Below are 19,019 nucleotides of genomic sequence, written 5' to 3' on the forward strand. Positions count from 1 at the left end.
GGCAAGCCGGCTCCTACACCGCCCCCGTGGGAGCCGGCTTGCCGGCGATTGGGCTGCAGAGCAGCCCCTGCTATTTCAGAGGCACAAAAAAGCCCGGCACATGGCCGGGCTTTTTCATGGCTGGAGCTTAGCGCGCACGGTAGGTGATGCGGCCCTTGCTCAGGTCGTACGGCGTCAGCTCGACGCGTACCTTGTCGCCAGTGAGAATACGGATGTAGTTCTTGCGCATCTTTCCGGAGATGTGCGCGGTTACGACGTGCCCGTTTTCCAACTCCACGCGGAACATGGTGTTGGGCAGGGTGTCGACGACAGTACCTTCCATTTCGAAGCTGTCTTCTTTCGACATGCAGTTGAGCCCTCGGTGTCCAGTGTTGGCCCGACGCATAACCGCACCGGGCAAAAAAGTGGCGTGGATTATGCCGGAAAATAGTGTGTCAAGCCAATGCTTTCAGTTGAGGGTGACCCAGCGCTGGTTGATAAGGAGTTCGATGGGGCGGTACTGGGTCTTGTAGTTCATCTTCTTGCAGTTCTTGATCCAGTAGCCCAGGTACACCGCTTCCAAGTCCTGGCGCACCGCTTCGGTGATCTGCCAGAGGATGGCAAAGCGGCCCAGGCTGCGCCTTTCCTCGCCAGGCTCGTAGAAGGTGTACACCGCCGACAGGCCATTGGGCAGCAGGTCGCACACCGCGACGGCCAGAAGGCGGCCGGCCAGGCGGAACTCGTAGAACCAGCAGAACGGCAGGTCGCGCACCAGGAAGGTAGAAAACTGGTCGCGGCTCGGCGGGTACATGTCGCCATCGGCGTGGCGGGTTTCGATATAGCGCCGGTACAGGTCGAAGTACTCTTCCTTGAAGGCCGGGCGTGCGGCGGTCACGGTGAGGTCGGCGTTGCGCTTGAGGATGCGCCGCTGCTGGCGGTTGGGGATGAAGCGCGCAGCGGGGATGCGCGCGGGTACGCAGGCATTGCAGTTCTGGCAATGCGGGCGGTACAGGTGGTCGCCACTGCGCCGAAAACCCATTTCCGACAGGTCGGCGTACACGTTCACATCCATCGGCTGGCTGGGGTCGAGGAACAGCGTGGTCGCCTGTTCGTCCGGCAGGTAGCTGCAGGAGTGGGGCTGAGTGGCATAGAACTTCAACCGCGCCAACTCTGTCATGATCGACCCCTTCGGTGAGACTTTGTTTTAAGTGTAAGCCAGCTCTCGCAACTCGCCTAGTTGAGCCAGGTGGCGCTGTTGGGCTGGTCGAGGTGGCGGGCCAGGTACTCGGCAAAAGTGGCGCGGCTGATGGCGCGGGCGCCCAGGCTGTGCAGGTGGTTGGTGGGCATCTGGCAGTCGATCAGCACGAAGCCGGCCTGGCGCAGGTGCTCGACCAGGGTCACGAAGCCGACCTTGGAGGCGTTGTCGGCACGGCTGAACATCGATTCGCCGAAAAACAGCTGGCCCATGGCCAGGCCGTACAGCCCGCCCACCAACTCGCCGTCCTGGCGCACTTCCACAGAATGGGCGATGCCACGTTTGTACAGTTCGCAGTAGGCGTTGCGCATGGTGTTTGTGATCCAGGTACCGTCGGCGTAGTCGCGGGGTGCCGCGCAGGCGTCGATCACGGCGGGGAAGTCGGTGTCGAAGCTGACCTGGTAGCGGCCCTGGCGCATCAGTTTTGCCAGCGAGCGCGAGACATGCAGTTCGTCCGGCAGCAGCACGGTGCGCGGGTCGGGCGACCACCAGAGAATCGGCTGGCCGTCCTGGTACCAGGGGAAGCAGCCGTGGCGATAAGCCTGCACCAGGCGCTCGGGGCTCAGGTCGCCGCCAGCGGCTAGCAGGCCGTTGGGGTCATGCAGGGCCTTTTCCAGGGGCGGGAAGGTCAGCGAGTCGCGGGTTAGCCAGGTGAGCATGGTCTATCGTGCGGTGGGGGAGGGGAGAGGGCAGCATGGCAAGGCAGGCTTGTGGGGTCAATGCTGTTGGCCCGCCCGGTTGCCGTTTTGCCCGTAATGCGTCTGGTCAGATGAAACAATAGGCAAATTCCTACACATTACGGCGGCCGTAGGCACCATCTGGCACATTTGCTGTCACACCTGTGCAAAAACACAGCATAAGCCTTTGTCACGAAAGAAAATGCATGCTCAAATTGCACCTATACGAAAGTCGCCCCCAGCCAAGCTCCATACGGCGTACCGCCATGGCGGCCGGCGGGCAGTAATGTTAAAAGTAGTGGTTCATTGGCCGGGCGCCGGCCGATCACTACTGGACGCGCAGCACGCGCAGGAATAGACGCGTTTTGAAGAAATCCACCGCAACTCCAGCTCCTTTGCCTGTGCCCCTGTGGCGGCAGCAGCTGCATTACCGCCTCAAGGAAGGTGCGTTGATCGCTGTCGGCGCCCTGTGCCTGTACTTGTGGATGGCGCTGCTGACCTACGACACCTCGGACCCTGGTTTCAGCCACACCAGCAACGTCGACCAGGTGCAGAACGCCGCCGGGCGTGCCGGTGCCTACTTCTCCGACATCCTGTTCATGGTGCTCGGCTACTTCGCCTACATCTTCCCGCTGCTGCTGGCGATCAAGACCTGGCAGATCTTCCGTGAGCGCCACCAGCCGTGGCAGTGGAGCGGCTGGCTGTTCTCCTGGCGCCTGATCGGCCTGGTGTTCCTGGTGCTGTCCGGTGCGGCGCTGGCGCATATCCATTTCCACCCGCCGGCGAGCCTGCCGTTCTCTGCGGGCGGTGCCCTGGGCGAGAGCCTGGGTGACCTGGCGCGCAACCTGCTGAACGTGCAGGGCAGCACGCTGATGTTCATCGCCTTGTTCCTGTTCGGCCTGACCGTGTTCACCGACCTTTCGTGGTTCAAGGTGATGGACATGACCGGCAAGATCACCCTTGACCTGTTCGAGCTGGTGCAAGGCGCGGCCAACCGCTGGTGGGAGGCGCGCAACGAGCGCAAACGCCTGGAAGCGCAACTGCGCGAGGTGGACGAGCCGAGCTTCAAGGCAGCGCCGATGGCCGCTGAAAAACGCGAGCCGGCCAAGGCTCAACTGCGCGAGCGCATCGTCGAACGCGACGAACCGCCAGCCCGGCCCGTTGCTGCGCCACGCGAACCTGTGGTGCCACGCGAAACGGTCGTGCCGCGCGAGCAGGCTGCGGCCCCTGTCATCATCCCGCCAGCGCCGGCCAAGGCGCCGGAGCCAAGCAAACGGGTGATGAAAGAGAAGCAGGCGCCGCTGTTCGTCGACAGCGCTGTGGAAGGCACCTTGCCGTCGATTTCCATCCTCGACCCGGCCGAGGAAAAAAAGATCGAGTACTCGCCAGAATCCCTGGCCGGCGTCGGCCAGCTGCTGGAAATCAAGCTCAAGGAATTCGGCGTTGAAGTTTCGGTGGACTCGATCCACCCGGGCCCGGTCATTACCCGTTATGAGATCCAGCCAGCGGCCGGGGTCAAGGTCAGCCGTATCGCCAACCTTGCCAAAGACCTTGCGCGTTCGCTGGCGGTGACCAGTGTGCGGGTGGTCGAGGTGATCCCTGGCAAGACCACCGTGGGTATCGAGATCCCCAACGAAAACCGGCAGATGGTGCGCTTCTCCGAAGTGCTGTCGTCGCCGCTGTTCGACGAATCCAAGTCGCCGGTTGCCTTGGCCCTGGGCCATGACATCGGTGGCAAGCCGGTGATCACCGACCTGGCCAAGATGCCTCACCTGCTGGTGGCCGGTACCACCGGTTCCGGTAAGTCGGTGGGTGTGAACGCGATGATCCTGTCGATCCTGTTCAAGTCCGGCCCTGAAGACGCGCGGCTGATCATGATCGACCCGAAGATGCTCGAACTGTCGATCTATGAAGGCATCCCGCACTTGCTATGCCCGGTGGTCACCGACATGAAAGACGCCGCCAACGCACTGCGCTGGAGCGTCGCCGAGATGGAGCGCCGCTACAAGCTGATGGCCGCCATGGGCGTGCGTAACCTGGCGGGCTTCAACCGCAAGATCAAGGACGCCCAGGAGGCCGGCGAGGTCGTCCACGACCCGCTGTACCGCCGCGAGAGCATGGATGACGAGCCACCGACGCTGAACACCCTGCCGACCATCGTGGTGGTGGTGGACGAGTTCGCCGACATGATGATGATCGTCGGCAAGAAGGTCGAAGAACTGATCGCCCGTATCGCCCAGAAGGCGCGTGCTGCCGGTATCCACCTGATCCTCGCCACCCAGCGCCCGTCGGTGGACGTGATCACCGGCCTGATCAAGGCCAACATCCCGACCCGCATGGCGTTCCAGGTGTCGAGCAAGATCGACTCGCGGACCATCATCGACCAGGGTGGCGCCGAGCAGCTGCTGGGCCACGGTGACATGCTGTACATGCCGCCGGGCACCAGCCTGCCGATCCGTGTCCACGGCGCGTTCGTCTCTGACGATGAAGTGCACCGTGTGGTCGAAGCTTGGAAGTTGCGCGGTGCGCCGGACTACAACGACGACATCCTCAACGGCGTCGAAGAGGCCGGCAGTGGCTTCGAAGGCGGCGGCGGTGGTGGTGGCGACGAGGATTCGGAAAGCGACGCCCTGTATGATGAGGCGGTGCAGTTCGTGCTCGAAAGCCGCCGCGCGTCGATCTCGGCCGTGCAGCGCAAGCTGAAGATCGGCTACAACCGCGCCGCGCGCATGATCGAGGCGATGGAGATGGCCGGCGTGGTCACCCCGATGAACAGCAACGGCTCGCGGGAAGTGATTGCCCCGGGCGGCCCGCGCGACTGATGAACACCTTGCCAGGTGCCCGCAGGGCGCCTGGCTCATTTACTGCCCTAAGAGGATTTCCATGCGCGCGATTCGCATGCTGTTGGTTTCTGCCCTGGCTATGGGTTCCGTGGCGGCTTACGCTGGCGAACAGGACGTGCAACGCCTGACCCAGCTGCTGGAAAAGTCGCAGACCATCGAGGCCAATTTCTCTCAATTGACGTTGGGCGCCGACGGTACCAGCCTGCAGGAAACGGCTGGCCAGATGACCGTCAAGCGCCCGGGCCTGTTCTACTGGCACACCAACGCGCCGCAGGAGCAGGTCGTGGTGTCTGACGGCAAAATGGTCACCCTGTGGGACCCGGACCTGGAGCAAGCCACCATCAAGAAGCTCGATGTGCGCCTGAACCAGACCCCGGCGCTGCTGTTGTCCGGTGACGTGTCGAAGATCAGCCAGAGCTTCGACATCGCGTCAAAGGAACAGGGCGAAGTGATGGACTTCACCCTCAAGCCGAAGACCAAGGACACCTTGTTCGACTCGCTGCGCGTGTCGTTCCGCAAAGGCCTGATCAATGACATGCAGCTGATCGACAGCGTCGGCCAGCGCACCAACATCCTGTTCAATGGCGTGAAAGCCAACCAGGCGGTGCCGGACAGCAAGTTCAAGTTCGACATCCCGAAAGGCGCGGACGTCATCAAGGAGTAAGCAGAGCTCACCATGGACCTGTTTCGAAGCGAACCTGTTGCCCAGCCCCTGGCCGCCCGGCTGCGCCCGTCCAACCTGGACGAGTACGTCGGCCAGGAGCACCTGCTGGCGCGCGGCAAACCGCTGCGTGAGGCGCTGGAACAGGGGGCGCTGCACTCGATGATCTTCTGGGGGCCGCCGGGGGTGGGCAAGACCACACTCGCGCGGCTGCTGGCGCAGTTCTGCGATGCGCACTTCGAAACGGTTTCGGCGGTGCTGGCCGGGGTCAAGGAGATCCGCCAGGCCGTCGAGGTGGCCAAGCAGCAGGCTGCTCAATATGGCCGTCGCACGATTCTGTTCGTGGACGAAGTGCACCGCTTCAACAAGTCCCAGCAGGATGCTTTTCTGCCTTTTGTCGAAGACGGCACGCTGATCTTCATTGGCGCCACCACCGAAAACCCGTCGTTCGAGCTGAACAACGCCTTGCTCTCGCGGGCGCGGGTGTATGTGCTCAAGAGCCTGGATGAACCGGCATTGCGCAAGCTGGTCGACCGAGCCCTCAGCGAAGAGCGCGGCTTGGGCAAGCGTCATCTGAGCGTCGGTGACGACGCCTTCAAGATGCTCATGGCCGCCGCCGACGGTGATGGCCGGCGCATGCTCAACTTCCTCGAAAACGCCTCGGACCTGGCCGAAGATGGCGGCGAGATTGGTGTCGACCTGCTGCAAAGCCTGCTCGGCGACAGCCGCCGGCGCTTCGACAAAGGCGGCGAAGCGTTCTACGACCAGATTTCCGCCCTGCACAAATCGGTGCGCGGCTCCAACCCTGATGGCGCGCTGTACTGGTTCGCGCGCATGCTCGACGGCGGCTGTGACCCCCTGTACATCGCCCGCCGCGTGGTACGCATGGCCAGCGAAGACATCGGCAACGCCGACCCGCGCGCCCTCAGCCTGTGCCTGGCGGCATGGGATGTCCAGGAGCGCCTGGGCAGCCCCGAAGGCGAGCTGGCGGTGGCCCAGGCGATCACCTACATCGCCTGTGCACCCAAGAGCAACGCGGTGTACGTGGGCTTCAAGACGGCCCTGCGTGAAGCGGCCGAGCATGGCTCGCTGGAAGTGCCGCTGCACTTGCGCAACGCCCCGACCAAGCTGATGAAACAACTCGGCTATGGCGACGAATACCGCTACGCCCATGACGAACCCGACGCCTACGCCGCCGGCGAAGATTACTTCCCAGAGCAGCTAGAACCGCGCCAGTACTACCAGCCCGTGCCCCGTGGCCTGGAGCTTAAAATCGGCGAAAAACTGCGCCATCTGGCCGAACTTGACCGCAACAGCCCCCGCCAGCGGAGAAAATCGTGATTGCACTCATTGCCGCGGTCAGCGCGGGCGGTATCGCCGGTACCTTGTTGCGCTTCGCCACCTCGAACTGGGTCACGGCCCACTGGCCTCGGCATTTCTACCTCGGTACGCTGGCCGTCAATCTGGTCGGCTGCCTGCTGATCGGCTTGCTTTACGGCCTGTTCCTGCACAAGCCGCTGGCGCCGGTCGAGCTGCGCGCCGGTCTGATCGTCGGCTTTCTTGGCGGGCTGACGACGTTTTCCTCCTTTTCGCTCGATACCGTGCGCCTGATGGAAAGTGGGCAAGTGCCCCTGGCCGTGGGCTATACCGGTATTAGCGTGATGGGCGGGCTACTGGCCACCTGGGCCGGCCTGTCCCTGACCCGACTCTGAACCAACCTATACACATAACGAGAGAACGACATGCTCGATTCCAAACTGTTACGCGGCCAACTTCAGGAAGTGGCTGACCGCCTCGCCTCCCGTGGCTTCAGCCTGGATGTCGCGCGCATCGAATCGCTGGAAGAGCGCCGCAAGGCGGTGCAGACCCGCACCGAGCAGCTGCAGGCCGAGCGTAACGCCCGCTCCAAATCGATCGGCCAGGCCAAGGCCAAGGGCGAGGACATCGCGCCGCTGATGGCTGATGTCGAGCGCATGGCCGGTGAGCTGGCGGCTGGTAAAGTCGAGCTGGACGAGATCCAGGCTGAACTGGACGGTATCGTCCTGACCATCCCCAACCTGCCGGACGCCAGCGTCCCGGTGGGTGCCAGCGAAGACGACAACGTCGAAGTGCGCCGTTGGGGTACGCCGAAAGCGTTCGATTTCGAGATCAAGGACCACGTCGCCCTGGGCGAGATCAGCGGTGGCCTGGACTTCGAAGCGGCAGCCAAGCTGTCGGGCGCCCGCTTTGCCGTGCTGCGCGGCCCGATTGCCCGCCTGCACCGCGCCCTGGCGCAGTTCATGATCAACCTGCACACCGGTGAACACGGCTACGAAGAGCACTACACCCCGTACCTGGTCCAGGCCCCGGCGCTGCAGGGTACCGGCCAGCTGCCGAAGTTCGAGGAAGACCTGTTCAAGATCACCCGAGAAGGTGAGGCTGACTTCTACCTGATCCCGACGGCCGAAGTGTCGCTGACCAACCTGGTGGCCGGCGAAATCATCGACGCCAAGCAGCTGCCGCTTAAGCTGGTTGCCCATACCCCTTGCTTCCGCAGTGAAGCTGGCGCGTCCGGCCGTGACACCCGTGGCATGATCCGCCAGCACCAGTTCGACAAGGTCGAGATGGTCCAGGTGGTCGAGCCGTCCAAGTCCATGGAAGCCCTGGAAGGCCTGACTGCCAACGCCGAGCGCGTTCTGCAGCTGCTGGAGCTGCCTTACCGCGTGCTGGCCCTGTGCACCGGCGACATGGGCTTCGGCGCCGTGAAAACCTACGACCTGGAAGTGTGGGTGCCGAGCCAGGACAAATACCGCGAAATCAGCTCTTGCTCCAACTGCGGTGACTTCCAGGCGCGCCGCATGCAGGCCCGCTGGCGCAACCCGGAAACCGGCAAGCCGGAGCTGGTGCACACCCTCAACGGCTCCGGCCTGGCAGTGGGCCGTACCCTGGTGGCGGTGCTGGAGAACTACCAGCAGGCCGACGGCTCCATCGTCGTGCCGGAAGTGCTCAAGCCCTACATGGGCGGTGTCGAGGTCATCCGCTAAATGGATTACCTGCCGCTGTTCCACAAGCTGCAGGGCGGCCGTGTGCTGGTCGTCGGCGGCGGCGAAATCGCCTTGCGCAAGGCGCGCCTGCTGGCCGATGCCGGCGCCGCGCTGCGGGTGGTGGCGCCCGAGGTCGACGGCCAACTGGCCGCGCTGGCCCGTGAAGGTGGCGGTGAGGTCCTGGTGCGTGGCTATCAGGCAGCCGACCTGGTCGGCTGTCGCCTGGTGATTGCGGCCACCGATGACCCTGGGCTCAATGCCCAGGTCTCGGCCGATGCGCAGGCGCGCAACCTGCCGGTGAACGTGGTGGATGCGCCGGCCCTGTGCACGGTGATCTTCCCGGCCATCGTCGACCGTTCGCCGTTGGTGGTGGCGGTTTCCAGTGGTGGTGAAGCCCCGGTGCTGGCGCGCTTGATCCGCGCCAAGCTGGAGGCCTGGATCCCGTCGGCCTATGGCGAGTTGGCGGGGTTGGCGGCGCGGTTCCGGCACAAGGTCAAGGCGCTTTACCCGGACGTCAACCAGCGTCGTGGCTTCTGGGAAAACGTGTTCCAGGGCCCCATTGCCGAGCGCCAGTTGGCCGGGCAGGGCGCCGAGGCCGAGCGCTTGTTGCAGGCGATGGTCGACGGCGCGCCGGTGCAGCAGGGCGGCGAGGTGTATCTGGTGGGGGCAGGGCCGGGTGATCCGGACTTGCTCACCTTCCGCGCTTTGCGCCTGATGCAGCAGGCCGATGTGGTGCTATACGACCGCCTGGTGGCACCCGCCATCATCGAGATGTGCCGGCGTGATGCCGAACGCATTTACGTGGGCAAGCGCCGCGCCGACCATGCCGTACCGCAGGACCAGATCAACCGCCTGCTGGTCGATCTGGCCAAGCAGGGCAAGCGTGTGTTGCGCCTGAAAGGCGGCGACCCGTTCATCTTCGGCCGGGGTGGCGAAGAAATCGAAGAACTGGCCGAGCAGGGTATCCCGTTCCAGGTGGTGCCCGGCATTACCGCGGCCAGTGGGTGCTCCGCCTACGGCGGCATTCCCTTGACCCATCGCGATTATGCCCAGTCGGTGCGCTTCGTTACCGGTCACCTCAAGGACGGTACCAGCAACCTGCCTTGGAATGACCTGGTGGCGCCTGCCCAGACTCTGGTGTTCTACATGGGGCTGGTGGGGTTGCCGACCATCTGTGCCGAGCTGATTCGCCACGGCCGTGCGGCGAGCACGCCAGCGGCGCTGGTGCAGCAGGGGACAACGCGTAATCAGCGGGTGTTCACCGGTACCTTGGCGGACTTGCCAGCGCTGGTGGCACAGCATGAAGTGCATGCGCCGACCCTGGTGATTGTCGGGGAAGTGGTGCAGTTGCGCGAGAAGCTGGCCTGGTTTGAAGGGGCGCAGAACAGCTGAAATTGTTGGGGCCGCTTTGCGGCCCATCGCAGGCAAGCCAGCTCCTACACGGACCGCGCAACCCCCAGGCTTAACGCGACCTCTGTAGGAGCGGCTTCAGCCGCGAACACCCGCAAAGCGGGTGCCATCCAGCGCAACCCCCAGGCTTAACGCGACCTCTGCAGGAGCGGCTTTAGCCGCGAACACCCGCAAAGCGGGTGCCATCTGGCGCAATTCCCAAGCTTCGTGGTCCCTGTGGGAGCAACTGTCTTGCTCAACCTTGCCAAATCCCTTTACCCGCCAACCGCTCCCGGTCATGCGGCAGGTTGAAATCCTGCAGCGGCCCTTTGGGCACGATGCCGTTCGGGTTGATGGTCTTGTGGCTCATGTAATAGTGCTTCTGGATGTGCTCCATGTTCACCGTTTGCGCCACGCCCGGCCACTGGTACAGCTCGCGCAGCCAGTTGGACAGGTTCGGATAGTCGCTCAGCCGGCGCAGGTTGCACTTGAAGTGGCCGTGATACACCGCATCGAACCGCACCAGTGTGGTGAACAACCGAACATCGGCCTCGGTCAGGTATTCGCCTGCCAGGTAACGATTGCGGCTCAGCAAATCTTCCAGGTGATCCAGTTCGTTGAACACTTCGTCGAACGCCGTCTCATAGGCTTCCTGCGTGGTGGCAAAGCCTGCGCGATAAACGCCGTTGTTCACTGCTGGGTAGATGCGTGAGTTAAGCGCCTCGATGGCTGGACGCAGCGGCTCCGGGTACAAGTCCAGGTGGTTGCCCGTCAGCTCGTTGAACGCGCTGTTGAAGATGCGGATGATCTCTGCCGACTCGTTGTTGACGATGCGCTTCTCTTGTTTGTCCCACAGCACGGGCACGGTCACGCGGCCGGTGTAGTGCGGGTCGTCCTGGGTGTAGCGCTGGTGCATGAATTCAAGGGCGTCGAGGTGATCCCCGGTGGAGCCTTGCTGCTGGTCGAAGGTCCAGCCGTTTTCCTGCATCAGCCAGCTGACCACCGACACATCGATCAACGGTTCCAGGCCTTTGAGGGCGCGAACGATCAACGTGCGATGAGCCCATGGGCAAGCCAGCGACACATACAGGTGATAGCGACCGGCCTCGGGGGCCGGCAACTGATTGCGACGCTGGGCGTTCTCCCGCTTGAAGGCGCCATCCTTGCCGTTTTCGTACCACTGGTCGTGCCAGCGGCCGTCGATCAAAAGGCCCATGGTGAGTTCCTCGGAACAAAGTTGTTTGTCGTTGGAGCCCAGTCTAGGGGAAATCGTTCGAACAAATAGCGCAAAGACTGCGCACTTATTATCTACTTATTCGATTGGTTTCGGGCGGCCCAATAAGCGCGTGCAGCTGCAAACGCCTCGTCACGAGTCTGGCCCAAACCGCGCAGGGCAAGGGCCATGGTTGCAATGACGGCCATCTCGCCGTAACTGTCTGCAGCCTCGCCGCGCCACACTGCCAGCAACTGTTCGGGCTGCAGGCTCGCGGGTTTGACATGGCGGCGTTCACTCAGCGCCGGCCATTCCTCGTCCCAGGCTTCGCCTGCGCTGGTGCCGTACAGGTGGCTGATGACGTCCGGGTTGACCTCGATCTCACCACCATCGCCCTTGATCACCACGGCGTGGTCGCCGAGCAGGCGGCTGGCTTCGCGGTGCACGGCCTGGTAGCCGGGGTGGAAGATGCTCTGCAGCCCGCAGCGTGCACTCAACGGGTTGAGCACCCGGGCCAGCGAGTGGATGGGCGAGCGCAGGCCGAGGGTATTGCGCAGGTCGATCATCCGTTGCAGCTGCGGGGCCCAGTCTTGCAGCGGGAAGAACGCCAGGCGCTGCTGGTCCAGTGCCTGCTCGACGGCGGACCAGTCGCGGCACAGGGGGATCTCCAGCAGGGCCAGCAGTTGCTCGGTGTACATGCGCCCGGCCGTGTGCGCGCCACCGCCGTGCAGGAGGATGCGCACGCCATTGTTGGCCAGGCACTTGGCGGCCAGCAGGTACCAGGGCAGGTGGCGCTTCTTGCCGGCGTAGCTTGGCCAGTCCAGGTCGACGGCAATGCGCGGGGCCTGCAGATGCGCGCGCAGGGCTTCGGTGAAACCGGCCAGTTCCTCGGCACTTTCTTCCTTGTGCCGCAGCAGCATGAGGAAGGCACCCAGCTGGGTGTCCTCGACCTTGCCTTCCAGCAGCAGGGTCATGGCCGCACGGGCTTCCTCACGGGTCAAGCCGCGGGCGCCGCGCTTGCCTTTGCCAAGGATGCGCACGAATTCGGCGAAGGGGTGTTCGGCGGGGGTTTCCAGGGTCAGCGGGCGAGCTTCTGTCATATGCAATTGGTCGGCTTGGGCAGGCCCGCCAGCTTGGCGGCGAGTTTGGCGGGGGTGCCATTGAACAGGCGGTTCAGGTGCGGGCTGTTGCCCTTTTCCGGGCCCAGCTTGAGCGCGGTGTACTTGATCAACGGGCGCGTGGCAGGCGACAGCTGGTACTCCTCGTAGAACTGGCGCAGCAGTTCGAGGATCTCCCAATGGTCGGCGGTCAGGGCCATGCTTTCGCGCTCGGCCAGCGCCTCGGCGACGGCGCGGGACCAGTCTTGCAGGTCGACCAGAAAGCCGTCTTTGTCCAGGGCAATGGCCTGGTTGTCTACCGTCAGGGTGTTCATAGCCAGCTGTTGACCTTGTCGTAGTGCAGCGACAGCGCAACGAACGCCTGGTAGTCCACCGCTTTGGCCAGCCCGCCGGTGATGGCGCGGGCCTGCAGGTCTTCATCGAGGGCGAACAGGCGCTGACCCAGGCCGGCTGCTTGCAGCAAGCGCTGCGTCTCGCTGCCATCGCGCAGGGCGTAGACCGCATCGCCGCACAGCAGCAAGGCATCCTCGCTGCCGAGCAGGCGCAGGCAGCTGCCGAGGCGGTCGTCGCCGAAGGGGGAGTGGGTAATCACGTGCAAGGTCGGCATCAGAGCGTCACCACTTGGTCGAAACGGGCAATCAGTGCCCTCAGTGCTGCGTCGTCCAGCACATCTACCGGCAGCGCCAGCGTATCGGCGGCCAGCCCGCGCACGGCCAGGCTGTGCTGACAGGCGAACAGTGCTTCTACGCCAAACATCGGCAGGGCCTGCAGGTTGGCGGCAAGATTTTTTTGCTGCACGGCGGCGGGTTGCTGATGGGGCGCTAGCTGGAATACGCCGTCATCGAGAAACAGCATGCCCAGCGGCAGATCGAAGGCACCGCCAGCCAAGGCGATGTCCAGTGCTTCGCGGGCGGATGGGCCGTTCCACGGTGCCTGGCGGCTGATGATCAACATGGATTTGGCCATTTCAGTCACCTCCAAAGCAGATCAGGCGGTCGGCTTGCTGCGCCGCTTCGTGCAATTGGCCCAGGCCGGACAGCTCCCACGGCTTGGGCAGGTTCACTGCCGGGCGCTGGTAGCGGCTGGCCTCGGTTTCGTCGAGCACACCGCGGCGCAGGGCTGCGGCGATGCACACCACAGCGTCGAGCTGGTGGCTGTCGATAAAGGCGCGCCACTGGGCGGCGATGTCCTGTTCATCCTGGGGCGCGACGACGTTGGCCGAGGCGCTGTGCACGCCATCCTGATAGAAGAACAGCCGGGCAATCTCATGCCCGCCAGCCAGCACCGCCTCGGCGAAGCGCAAGGCGCGCCGCGAAGAGGGCGCATGGGCCGGGGAAAAAACCGCGATAGCGAATTTCATGGATAACTCGTGCAAAAGAATGCCGCCATGATAAAGCAAAAAAGCCCGCGCCCGCTTGTGCAAGCGGCCCGAGCTTTCTATTCAAACCCAGGTCTGTGCGATCCCACAGGTGCTTCGCATGGCTTGAGCCCGATGCGGTCGGTGTAGGGGCTGGCTTGCCGGCGATGGGCCGCGCAGCGGCCCCTTGGCACAGCCAGAAGGGCACAATGCTCAAGCCTGCTCCTTGCTCTCCGGCAAGAACCAGTTCAGCACCAGCGCACAGATCCCCCCAGTAGCCACACCCGACTCCAGCACATTGCGAATCGCCGCGGGCATATGCGCCAGGAACTCCGGCACCTGCGCCACGCCCAGGCCCAGCGCCAGCGACACGGCGATGATCAGCAACGCGCGGCGGTCCAGGCGGGTGCTGGCCAGGATGTTGATGCCCGAGGCCGCGACCGCGCCGAACATGACCATGGCCGCGCCGCCCAGTACCGGTTCAGGCACTGCCTGAATCACCCCGGCAACGCTTGGGAACAGGCCCAGCAACACCAGCATCACGGCAATCCAGATGCCGATGTGGCGGCTGGCAATGCCAGTCAGCTGAATCACGCCGTTGTTCTGCGCGAAGATCGAGCTAGGGAAGGTATTGAACAGGCCGGCCAGCAGCGAGTTGGCACCGTTGACCAGCACGCCACCCTTGATCCGCTGCATCCACACCGGCCCTTCAACCGGCTGGCGCGACACCTTGCTGGTGGCGGTAACGTCACCGATGGCTTCCAGCGAAGTCACCAGGTAGATCACCAGCATCGGAATGAACAGCGCCCACGAGAAGCCCAGGCCGAAGTGCAGCGGCGTCGGCACCTGGAACAGCGCGGCTTGATGCATGCCGGTGAAATCCAGGCGGCCCATGTAGCCGGCCAGTGCATAGCCAACCGCCAGGGCGATGACGATGGCGCAGCTGCGCATCCACACCACCGGGACGCGATTGAGGATCACGATGATCGCCAGCACCACGCCCGACAGCAGCAGGTTATCGCCGTTGGCAAAGGTGCCATTGGCCATGGCGCCAAAGCCACCGCCCATGCTGATCAGGCCGACCTTGATCAGGGTCAGGCCGATCATCAGCACCACGATACCGGTCACCAACGGGGTGATCAGGCGTTTGACGAACGGCAGGATGCGCGACACGCCCATCTCGACAAACGAGCCGGCGATTACCACACCAAAGATAGCCGCCATCACGCCCTCAACCGGCGTACCTTGCTTGACCATCAGCGCGCCACCGGCAATCAGCGGCCCGACGAAGTTGAAGCTGGTGCCCTGCACGATCAGCAGCCCGGCGCCGAATGGGCCAAAGCGTTTGCACTGCACGAAGGTGGCGATACCCGAGATCACCAGCGACATGGAAACGATCAGGTTGGTATCACGCGCCGAAACGCCCAGCGCCTGGCAGATCAGCAGGCCAGGGGTGACGATCGGCACGATGATCGCCAGCAGATGCTGCAGGGCTGCCAGCAGGCCGATCAGTAGCCGTGGTTTGTCCTCCAGGCCAAGCACCAGTTCATTGGCAGGCGCCGCTGCGCCTGGGCTGTGTTCGTGTGAGCTCATTGCTGAAAGCCGCCCCGGAAGAAAAAAGGAGCGCATTCTACGGGGTGATGAAGGATTGCGGTAGAGAAAAGCACGATGGCGGCATGATCGGCGAGCATTTGCCTGATTATCTGACTTTTTAGTCAATTATTGGCGTGCGCCACGTTCCCTGTAGGATCAGCACAAGGTTGCTTTCAGAGAACAAAACTTGACTCGTCAATGTAGCCGGGGACTCTGTAGGAGCGGGCTTGCCCCGCGAACACCGGCAAAGCCGGTGCCATGCACCGCACGGCCCCTTCGCGGGGCAAGCCCGCTCCCACAATGACCACTGTTATCTGCGTGACCGCGCAGCCCCAAGGGCTGGCAGTCTCCGGCCCACAAAAAAGCCCGCCGAAGCGGGCTTTCTCACACAGCAATCAATCAGTCATCACGGCCCATGATGCCAAACAGCTGCAGCAGGCTGACGAACAGGTTGTAGATCGATACATACAGGCTGATGGTCGCCATGATGTAGTTACGCTCGCCACCGTGGATGATCGCGCTGGTCTGGAACAGGATGCAGACCGACGAGAACAGCACGAAGCCAGCGCTGATCGCCAGTTGCAGGCCGCTGATCTGGAAGAAGAAGCTGGCAACCACGGCGCCCAGCAGGACAAAGAAGCCGGCAGTGATGAAGCCACTGAGGAAGCTCATGTCCTTGCGGGTGATCAGCACGTAGGCCGACAGGCCGCCGAACACCAGCGCAGTCATGGCAAACGCCGAGCTGACCACTTCAGCGCCACCGGCCATGCCCAGGTAACGGTTCAGGATCGGGCCGAGGATGAAGCCCATGAAGCCGGTGAGGGCGAAGGTGGACACCAGGCCCCAGGCCGAATCACGCAGTTTGTTGGTGAGGAAGAACAGGCCGTAGAAGCCGATCAGCACGACGAATACGTTCGGGTAGCCGACACGCATCTGCTGGGCAACGAAAGCCATGACACCACTGAAGGCGAGGGTGAGTGCCAGCAGGCTGTAGGTGTTGCGCAGGACCTTGCTGACCTCGCGCTGCTCGACCTGTTGGCCGCTGTGTACGGCATAATCCTGTTCGCGCATGGCGACACTCCTTGGTAAACCTGTGGTTTTGGAACGTTCAGATGCTAGGAGTCTATCAGAGCTCCTGCAACCGGCGACATAGAGAGTTTGACAGCGTGTTTCATTACGGTATTATGGCGGCCGCAAAACGAGCTGGAAGCGTGGCCGAGTGGTTTAAGGCAACGGTCTTGAAAACCGTCGATGGGCAACTATCCTAGAGTTCGAATCTCTACGCTTCCGCCACTATTTTCAACAAAAGCCCCGACTATTCGGGGCTTTTGTGTTTCTGAGGTTTGGCACAAGGTCCCCACCGGCCACAAGCGTGCGTTGTACCTGTAGGAGCGGGCTTGCCCGCGATCAGGCCAGATCAGCCAACCAATCATTTCCAGTCTCAATGCAGCGTCCGCGCCACAGCGGCACATTGAGGCAAGCAGAGAATGCACGCGTACAAAGAGCTCTCGCACTCAGGCACAGTCCTTTGCACCCTCGCTTCATGCATCATGCTCCAAGCACCCCTCCCAAAGCTGAACCCGCCAAATGCCAGACTCCGCCAAACCCAACCGTGCCATCTACGACCTGGACATGCTCCGCACCCTGGTCATGGTCGCCGATTGCGGCAGCTTCACCACCGCCGCCGCGCGTCTGCATTCCACCCAGTCGACCGTCAGCCAGAAGGTTCGCCGCCTTGAGGAAATGGTCGGCCAGCAGTTGCTCGACCGCAGCAACCGCGAGGTTCACCCGACCGACGCGGGTGAGACCCTGCTGGGCTACGCACGTCATTTGCTCGCAGTCAGCCACCAGCTGACCGAAGCAATGGCTGGCGGTGTCACAGTCACCGTGCGCATCGGCCTGCCGGATGACTTCGTCGCCGGCAAGACCATGCAGGCGCTGGCGGCCTTCAACCGCAAGCACCCCAAGGTCAAGCTGGAGATCACTGGCGGCTTGAGCCGCGATCTGATGAGCACCTACGACCGTGGCGAGCTGGACCTGGTGCTGGTCAAGCAGCGCCGTAACAGCCGCGAAGCGGTTGCCTGTCAGCCGGAGCGTATCGACTGGTTCGACAGTGCGCAGTATCCGTGTTTCGCCCTGGACCCGATCCCGCTGGTGGCCTTCCCGCCGCGTGGGCTTTACCGTGACGACATGATCAGCGCGATCGAGGCCATGGGCCGCAATTGGCGTATCGGCTTTACCAGTTCGAGCCTGGCCGGCATTCAGGAAGCGGTGGCCCAGGGGTTGGGCGTCAGCCTGCTGCCGCACCGGGTGGTGACGCCAGCGCATCGGATACTGGGGGCGCAAGAGGGGTTCAAGCCGATCAGGGTGTTCGAGGCGGCGATATTTCATCGGCCCACGGCGGATCCGATGGTCAGGGCGTTGGCTGAGATACTTGAGGGAATTCTGCGGGTGGAGGCTGAGTAAGGGGTTAAGGCTGTTAAACGTCAGTTGGGGCTGCTTTGCAGCCCATCGCCGGCAAGCCAGCTCCTACAGGTACAGCGCAAATCTGAATACTTGCGCAGTGCCTGTAGGAGCTGGCTTGCCGGCGATGGGCCGCAAGGCGGCCCCATTCACGCATTATCGACGAATTTCTGCAGCAAACTGCGCCGCCTTCAGCTGCAACTGCGCAGGCCCGCCCCAGAACGCGCCGTGGCGCACGATCACCCGCTCGTGGATGGCGGCAGCCACGGCGGCGGCTGCATTTGGCGCTTTGAACAGCACAAAGCTCGCTTCATTGCCGACCTTCAGCCCATAGTCCTGCTTACCCATCACCCCGGCACTGGCGACGGTCGCCATCTCCAGCGCTACGCGCAATTCCTCGTCGGTGTTGAACCCCGAGCGGTAGCTGACCAGCATGGCCCGTTGCAGCATGTCGCCATTGCCGTAGGGCCACCAGGCGTCCTGGATGTTGTCGTTGCCAGTAAACACCCGCACGCCGCCGGCACGCAGGCGCAGCACCGGTGGGAAGGCGTGCTCGCCGGGGGCGTTGGTCATGATCGAAATGCCGGCCCGGGCCAGCACCTCGGCGGTGCGGTCGACCACACTGTCGGACACATCGCCCAGGCCATAGGCATGGCTGACCGCCACCAGGCCTTGCATGCCCAGTGCCTGGGTGCGGGCCGCGATGCGTTCGAGCTGCGCGATGCAGATGTCGCCTGGCTCGTGCAGGTGAATATCGGCCTTGACGCCATGCCTGTCGGCGATGCCGAAGACGATATCCAGCTGGGCGTCGGCGTCGCCGTCCAAGGTGGTCGGGTCGATACCGCCCACCACCTGGACGCCTTCGCGCACGGCCGCGTCCATCACGTCGGCGGTACCGGGGCAAGTGACTACGCCGGCCTGGGGGAAGGCCACCAGCTCGATGTCGACCAGGCCTTTCCACTTTTCGCGGGCTTCGAGGATGGCGTGCAGGTGGGTGAGACCGGTTGTGGCGTCCACGTCCACGTGGCAGCGCATGGCGATTGTGCCGAAGGAGGCGGCCTGGCGGATCAGCGCGTCGGCGCGCTCGACGATGGGCGGGGCGCTGGCGAGCTCGCGTTTTTCCACGGCCAGGCGCTCACGCAAGGTGGCCACCGGTTGATGTGGGCGCCAGCGGTCACCAACGAAACTCTTGTCCAGGTGAATGTGGCCATCGACAAAGCCCGGCAGTGCCAGCAGGCCTTCCAGGTCGATGGTTTCGCGGGCCGCTTCGGCGGCGCGTTGCGGGCCGATGTGGGTGATGCGCCCGTTGGTGACGGCGATGTGCAGGGGCAGGCCATCCTGGTCGATGGCGTTGATGAACTCACGGTCGTTCATGGTCGGGCCTTTTTTCCGAGGCTTGGGTGACGTCATACGGTAGGGATGATGCGGGCACGGCTCAAATTAATTAT

Annotated in this window: 19 protein-coding genes and 1 tRNA gene; 8 read left to right on the forward strand and 12 right to left on the reverse strand. The window is 63.4% G+C overall.

The window, feature by feature from the left end; genetic code table 11:
• Nucleotides 1-127 precede the first annotated feature (127 nt).
• The 3 genes from infA to aat all read right to left on the reverse strand — a co-directional run bounded on the left by infA (nucleotide 128) and on the right by aat (nucleotide 1,893).
• Nucleotides 128-346, reverse strand: coding sequence for a translation initiation factor IF-1 (infA, locus tag ABEH27_RS02890; RefSeq protein ID WP_002553999.1), 219 nt, complete (start codon nucleotides 344-346; stop codon nucleotides 128-130).
• 102 nt (nucleotides 347-448) lie between these two features.
• A complete protein-coding gene (locus ABEH27_RS02895) occupies nucleotides 449-1,156 on the reverse strand; it encodes an arginyltransferase (RefSeq protein ID WP_346612124.1) in 708 nt (235 codons plus the stop codon).
• Nucleotides 1,157-1,212: 56 nt separating this feature from the next.
• On the reverse strand, nucleotides 1,213-1,893 hold the full coding sequence (aat, locus tag ABEH27_RS02900; protein ID WP_346612125.1) for a leucyl/phenylalanyl-tRNA--protein transferase: 681 nt from the start codon (nucleotides 1,891-1,893) through the stop codon (nucleotides 1,213-1,215).
• A gap of 383 nt (nucleotides 1,894-2,276) precedes the next feature.
• Here aat and ABEH27_RS02905 point away from each other — a divergent pair, with 383 nt between their 5' ends.
• From ABEH27_RS02905 to cysG, 6 genes are all read left to right on the forward strand, one after another.
• Entirely contained in the window at nucleotides 2,277-4,733 is a 2,457-nt protein-coding gene (locus ABEH27_RS02905) for a DNA translocase FtsK 4TM domain-containing protein (RefSeq protein ID WP_346612126.1), read from the forward strand.
• 61 nt (nucleotides 4,734-4,794) lie between these two features.
• Nucleotides 4,795-5,418 (forward strand): outer membrane lipoprotein chaperone LolA, encoded by a 624-nt coding sequence (lolA, locus tag ABEH27_RS02910; RefSeq protein ID WP_346612127.1) that lies wholly within the window; start codon nucleotides 4,795-4,797, stop codon nucleotides 5,416-5,418.
• A gap of 12 nt (nucleotides 5,419-5,430) precedes the next feature.
• Nucleotides 5,431-6,756: a replication-associated recombination protein A gene (locus ABEH27_RS02915; protein ID WP_346612128.1), complete on the forward strand. Its 1,326-nt coding sequence runs from the start codon at nucleotides 5,431-5,433 to the stop codon at nucleotides 6,754-6,756.
• A complete protein-coding gene (gene crcB, locus ABEH27_RS02920; protein ID WP_346612129.1) occupies nucleotides 6,753-7,127 on the forward strand; it encodes a fluoride efflux transporter CrcB in 375 nt (124 codons plus the stop codon). The genes ABEH27_RS02915 and crcB overlap by 4 nt, the downstream gene beginning before the upstream one ends.
• A 30-nt stretch (nucleotides 7,128-7,157) precedes the next feature.
• Nucleotides 7,158-8,438 (forward strand): serine--tRNA ligase, encoded by a 1,281-nt coding sequence (serS, locus tag ABEH27_RS02925; protein WP_346612130.1) that lies wholly within the window; start codon nucleotides 7,158-7,160, stop codon nucleotides 8,436-8,438.
• Nucleotides 8,439-9,830: a siroheme synthase CysG gene (gene cysG, locus ABEH27_RS02930; protein ID WP_346612131.1), complete on the forward strand. Its 1,392-nt coding sequence runs from the start codon at nucleotides 8,439-8,441 to the stop codon at nucleotides 9,828-9,830.
• Nucleotides 9,831-10,083: 253 nt separating this feature from the next.
• Here the strand turns inward: cysG and ABEH27_RS02935 are convergent, their stop codons facing one another.
• From ABEH27_RS02935 to ABEH27_RS02970, 8 genes are all read right to left on the reverse strand, one after another.
• Nucleotides 10,084-11,043, reverse strand: a complete 960-nt coding sequence (locus ABEH27_RS02935; RefSeq protein WP_346612132.1) for a glutathione S-transferase family protein — start codon at nucleotides 11,041-11,043, stop codon at nucleotides 10,084-10,086.
• A 92-nt stretch (nucleotides 11,044-11,135) separates the two neighbouring features.
• Entirely contained in the window at nucleotides 11,136-12,122 is a 987-nt protein-coding gene (locus ABEH27_RS02940; protein WP_346612525.1) for a glycosyl transferase family protein, read from the reverse strand.
• Nucleotides 12,123-12,136: 14 nt separating this feature from the next.
• Complete coding sequence (locus ABEH27_RS02945; protein ID WP_346612133.1) at nucleotides 12,137-12,472, reverse strand: TusE/DsrC/DsvC family sulfur relay protein; 336 nt, start codon at nucleotides 12,470-12,472, stop codon at nucleotides 12,137-12,139.
• The gene (gene tusB / locus ABEH27_RS02950; protein WP_346612134.1) at nucleotides 12,469-12,765 is read right to left on the reverse strand and encodes a sulfurtransferase complex subunit TusB; all 297 of its coding nucleotides are present in this window, start codon (nucleotides 12,763-12,765) and stop codon (nucleotides 12,469-12,471) included. Before tusB ends, ABEH27_RS02945 begins: the two co-directional genes overlap by 4 nt.
• Entirely contained in the window at nucleotides 12,765-13,124 is a 360-nt protein-coding gene (gene tusC / locus ABEH27_RS02955) for a sulfurtransferase complex subunit TusC (protein WP_346612135.1), read from the reverse strand. Before tusC ends, tusB begins: the two co-directional genes overlap by 1 nt.
• 1 nt (nucleotide 13,125) lies before the next feature.
• Nucleotides 13,126-13,518, reverse strand: coding sequence for a sulfurtransferase complex subunit TusD (gene tusD, locus ABEH27_RS02960; RefSeq protein ID WP_346612136.1), 393 nt, complete (start codon nucleotides 13,516-13,518; stop codon nucleotides 13,126-13,128).
• Nucleotides 13,519-13,728: 210 nt separating this feature from the next.
• Nucleotides 13,729-15,108 (reverse strand): uracil-xanthine permease family protein, encoded by a 1,380-nt coding sequence (locus tag ABEH27_RS02965; RefSeq protein ID WP_346612137.1) that lies wholly within the window; start codon nucleotides 15,106-15,108, stop codon nucleotides 13,729-13,731.
• Between the two features lie 399 nt (nucleotides 15,109-15,507).
• Nucleotides 15,508-16,179: a Bax inhibitor-1/YccA family protein gene (locus tag ABEH27_RS02970; RefSeq protein WP_346612138.1), complete on the reverse strand. Its 672-nt coding sequence runs from the start codon at nucleotides 16,177-16,179 to the stop codon at nucleotides 15,508-15,510.
• Nucleotides 16,180-16,313: 134 nt separating this feature from the next.
• Between ABEH27_RS02970 and ABEH27_RS02975 the strand changes: the two genes are divergently transcribed.
• Nucleotides 16,314-16,401: transfer RNA gene (locus tag ABEH27_RS02975), tRNA-Ser, on the forward strand.
• A gap of 294 nt (nucleotides 16,402-16,695) precedes the next feature.
• Nucleotides 16,696-17,574: a LysR substrate-binding domain-containing protein gene (locus tag ABEH27_RS02980; protein ID WP_346612139.1), complete on the forward strand. Its 879-nt coding sequence runs from the start codon at nucleotides 16,696-16,698 to the stop codon at nucleotides 17,572-17,574.
• 153 nt (nucleotides 17,575-17,727) lie between these two features.
• Here the strand turns inward: ABEH27_RS02980 and ABEH27_RS02985 are convergent, their stop codons facing one another.
• The gene (locus tag ABEH27_RS02985) at nucleotides 17,728-18,945 is read right to left on the reverse strand and encodes an amidohydrolase family protein (protein WP_346612140.1); all 1,218 of its coding nucleotides are present in this window, start codon (nucleotides 18,943-18,945) and stop codon (nucleotides 17,728-17,730) included.
• Nucleotides 18,946-19,019 lie beyond the last annotated feature (74 nt).

This window comes from Pseudomonas sp. P39-UII1 (genome assembly GCF_039672635.1).
GTDB lineage: Bacteria > Pseudomonadota > Gammaproteobacteria > Pseudomonadales > Pseudomonadaceae > Aquipseudomonas.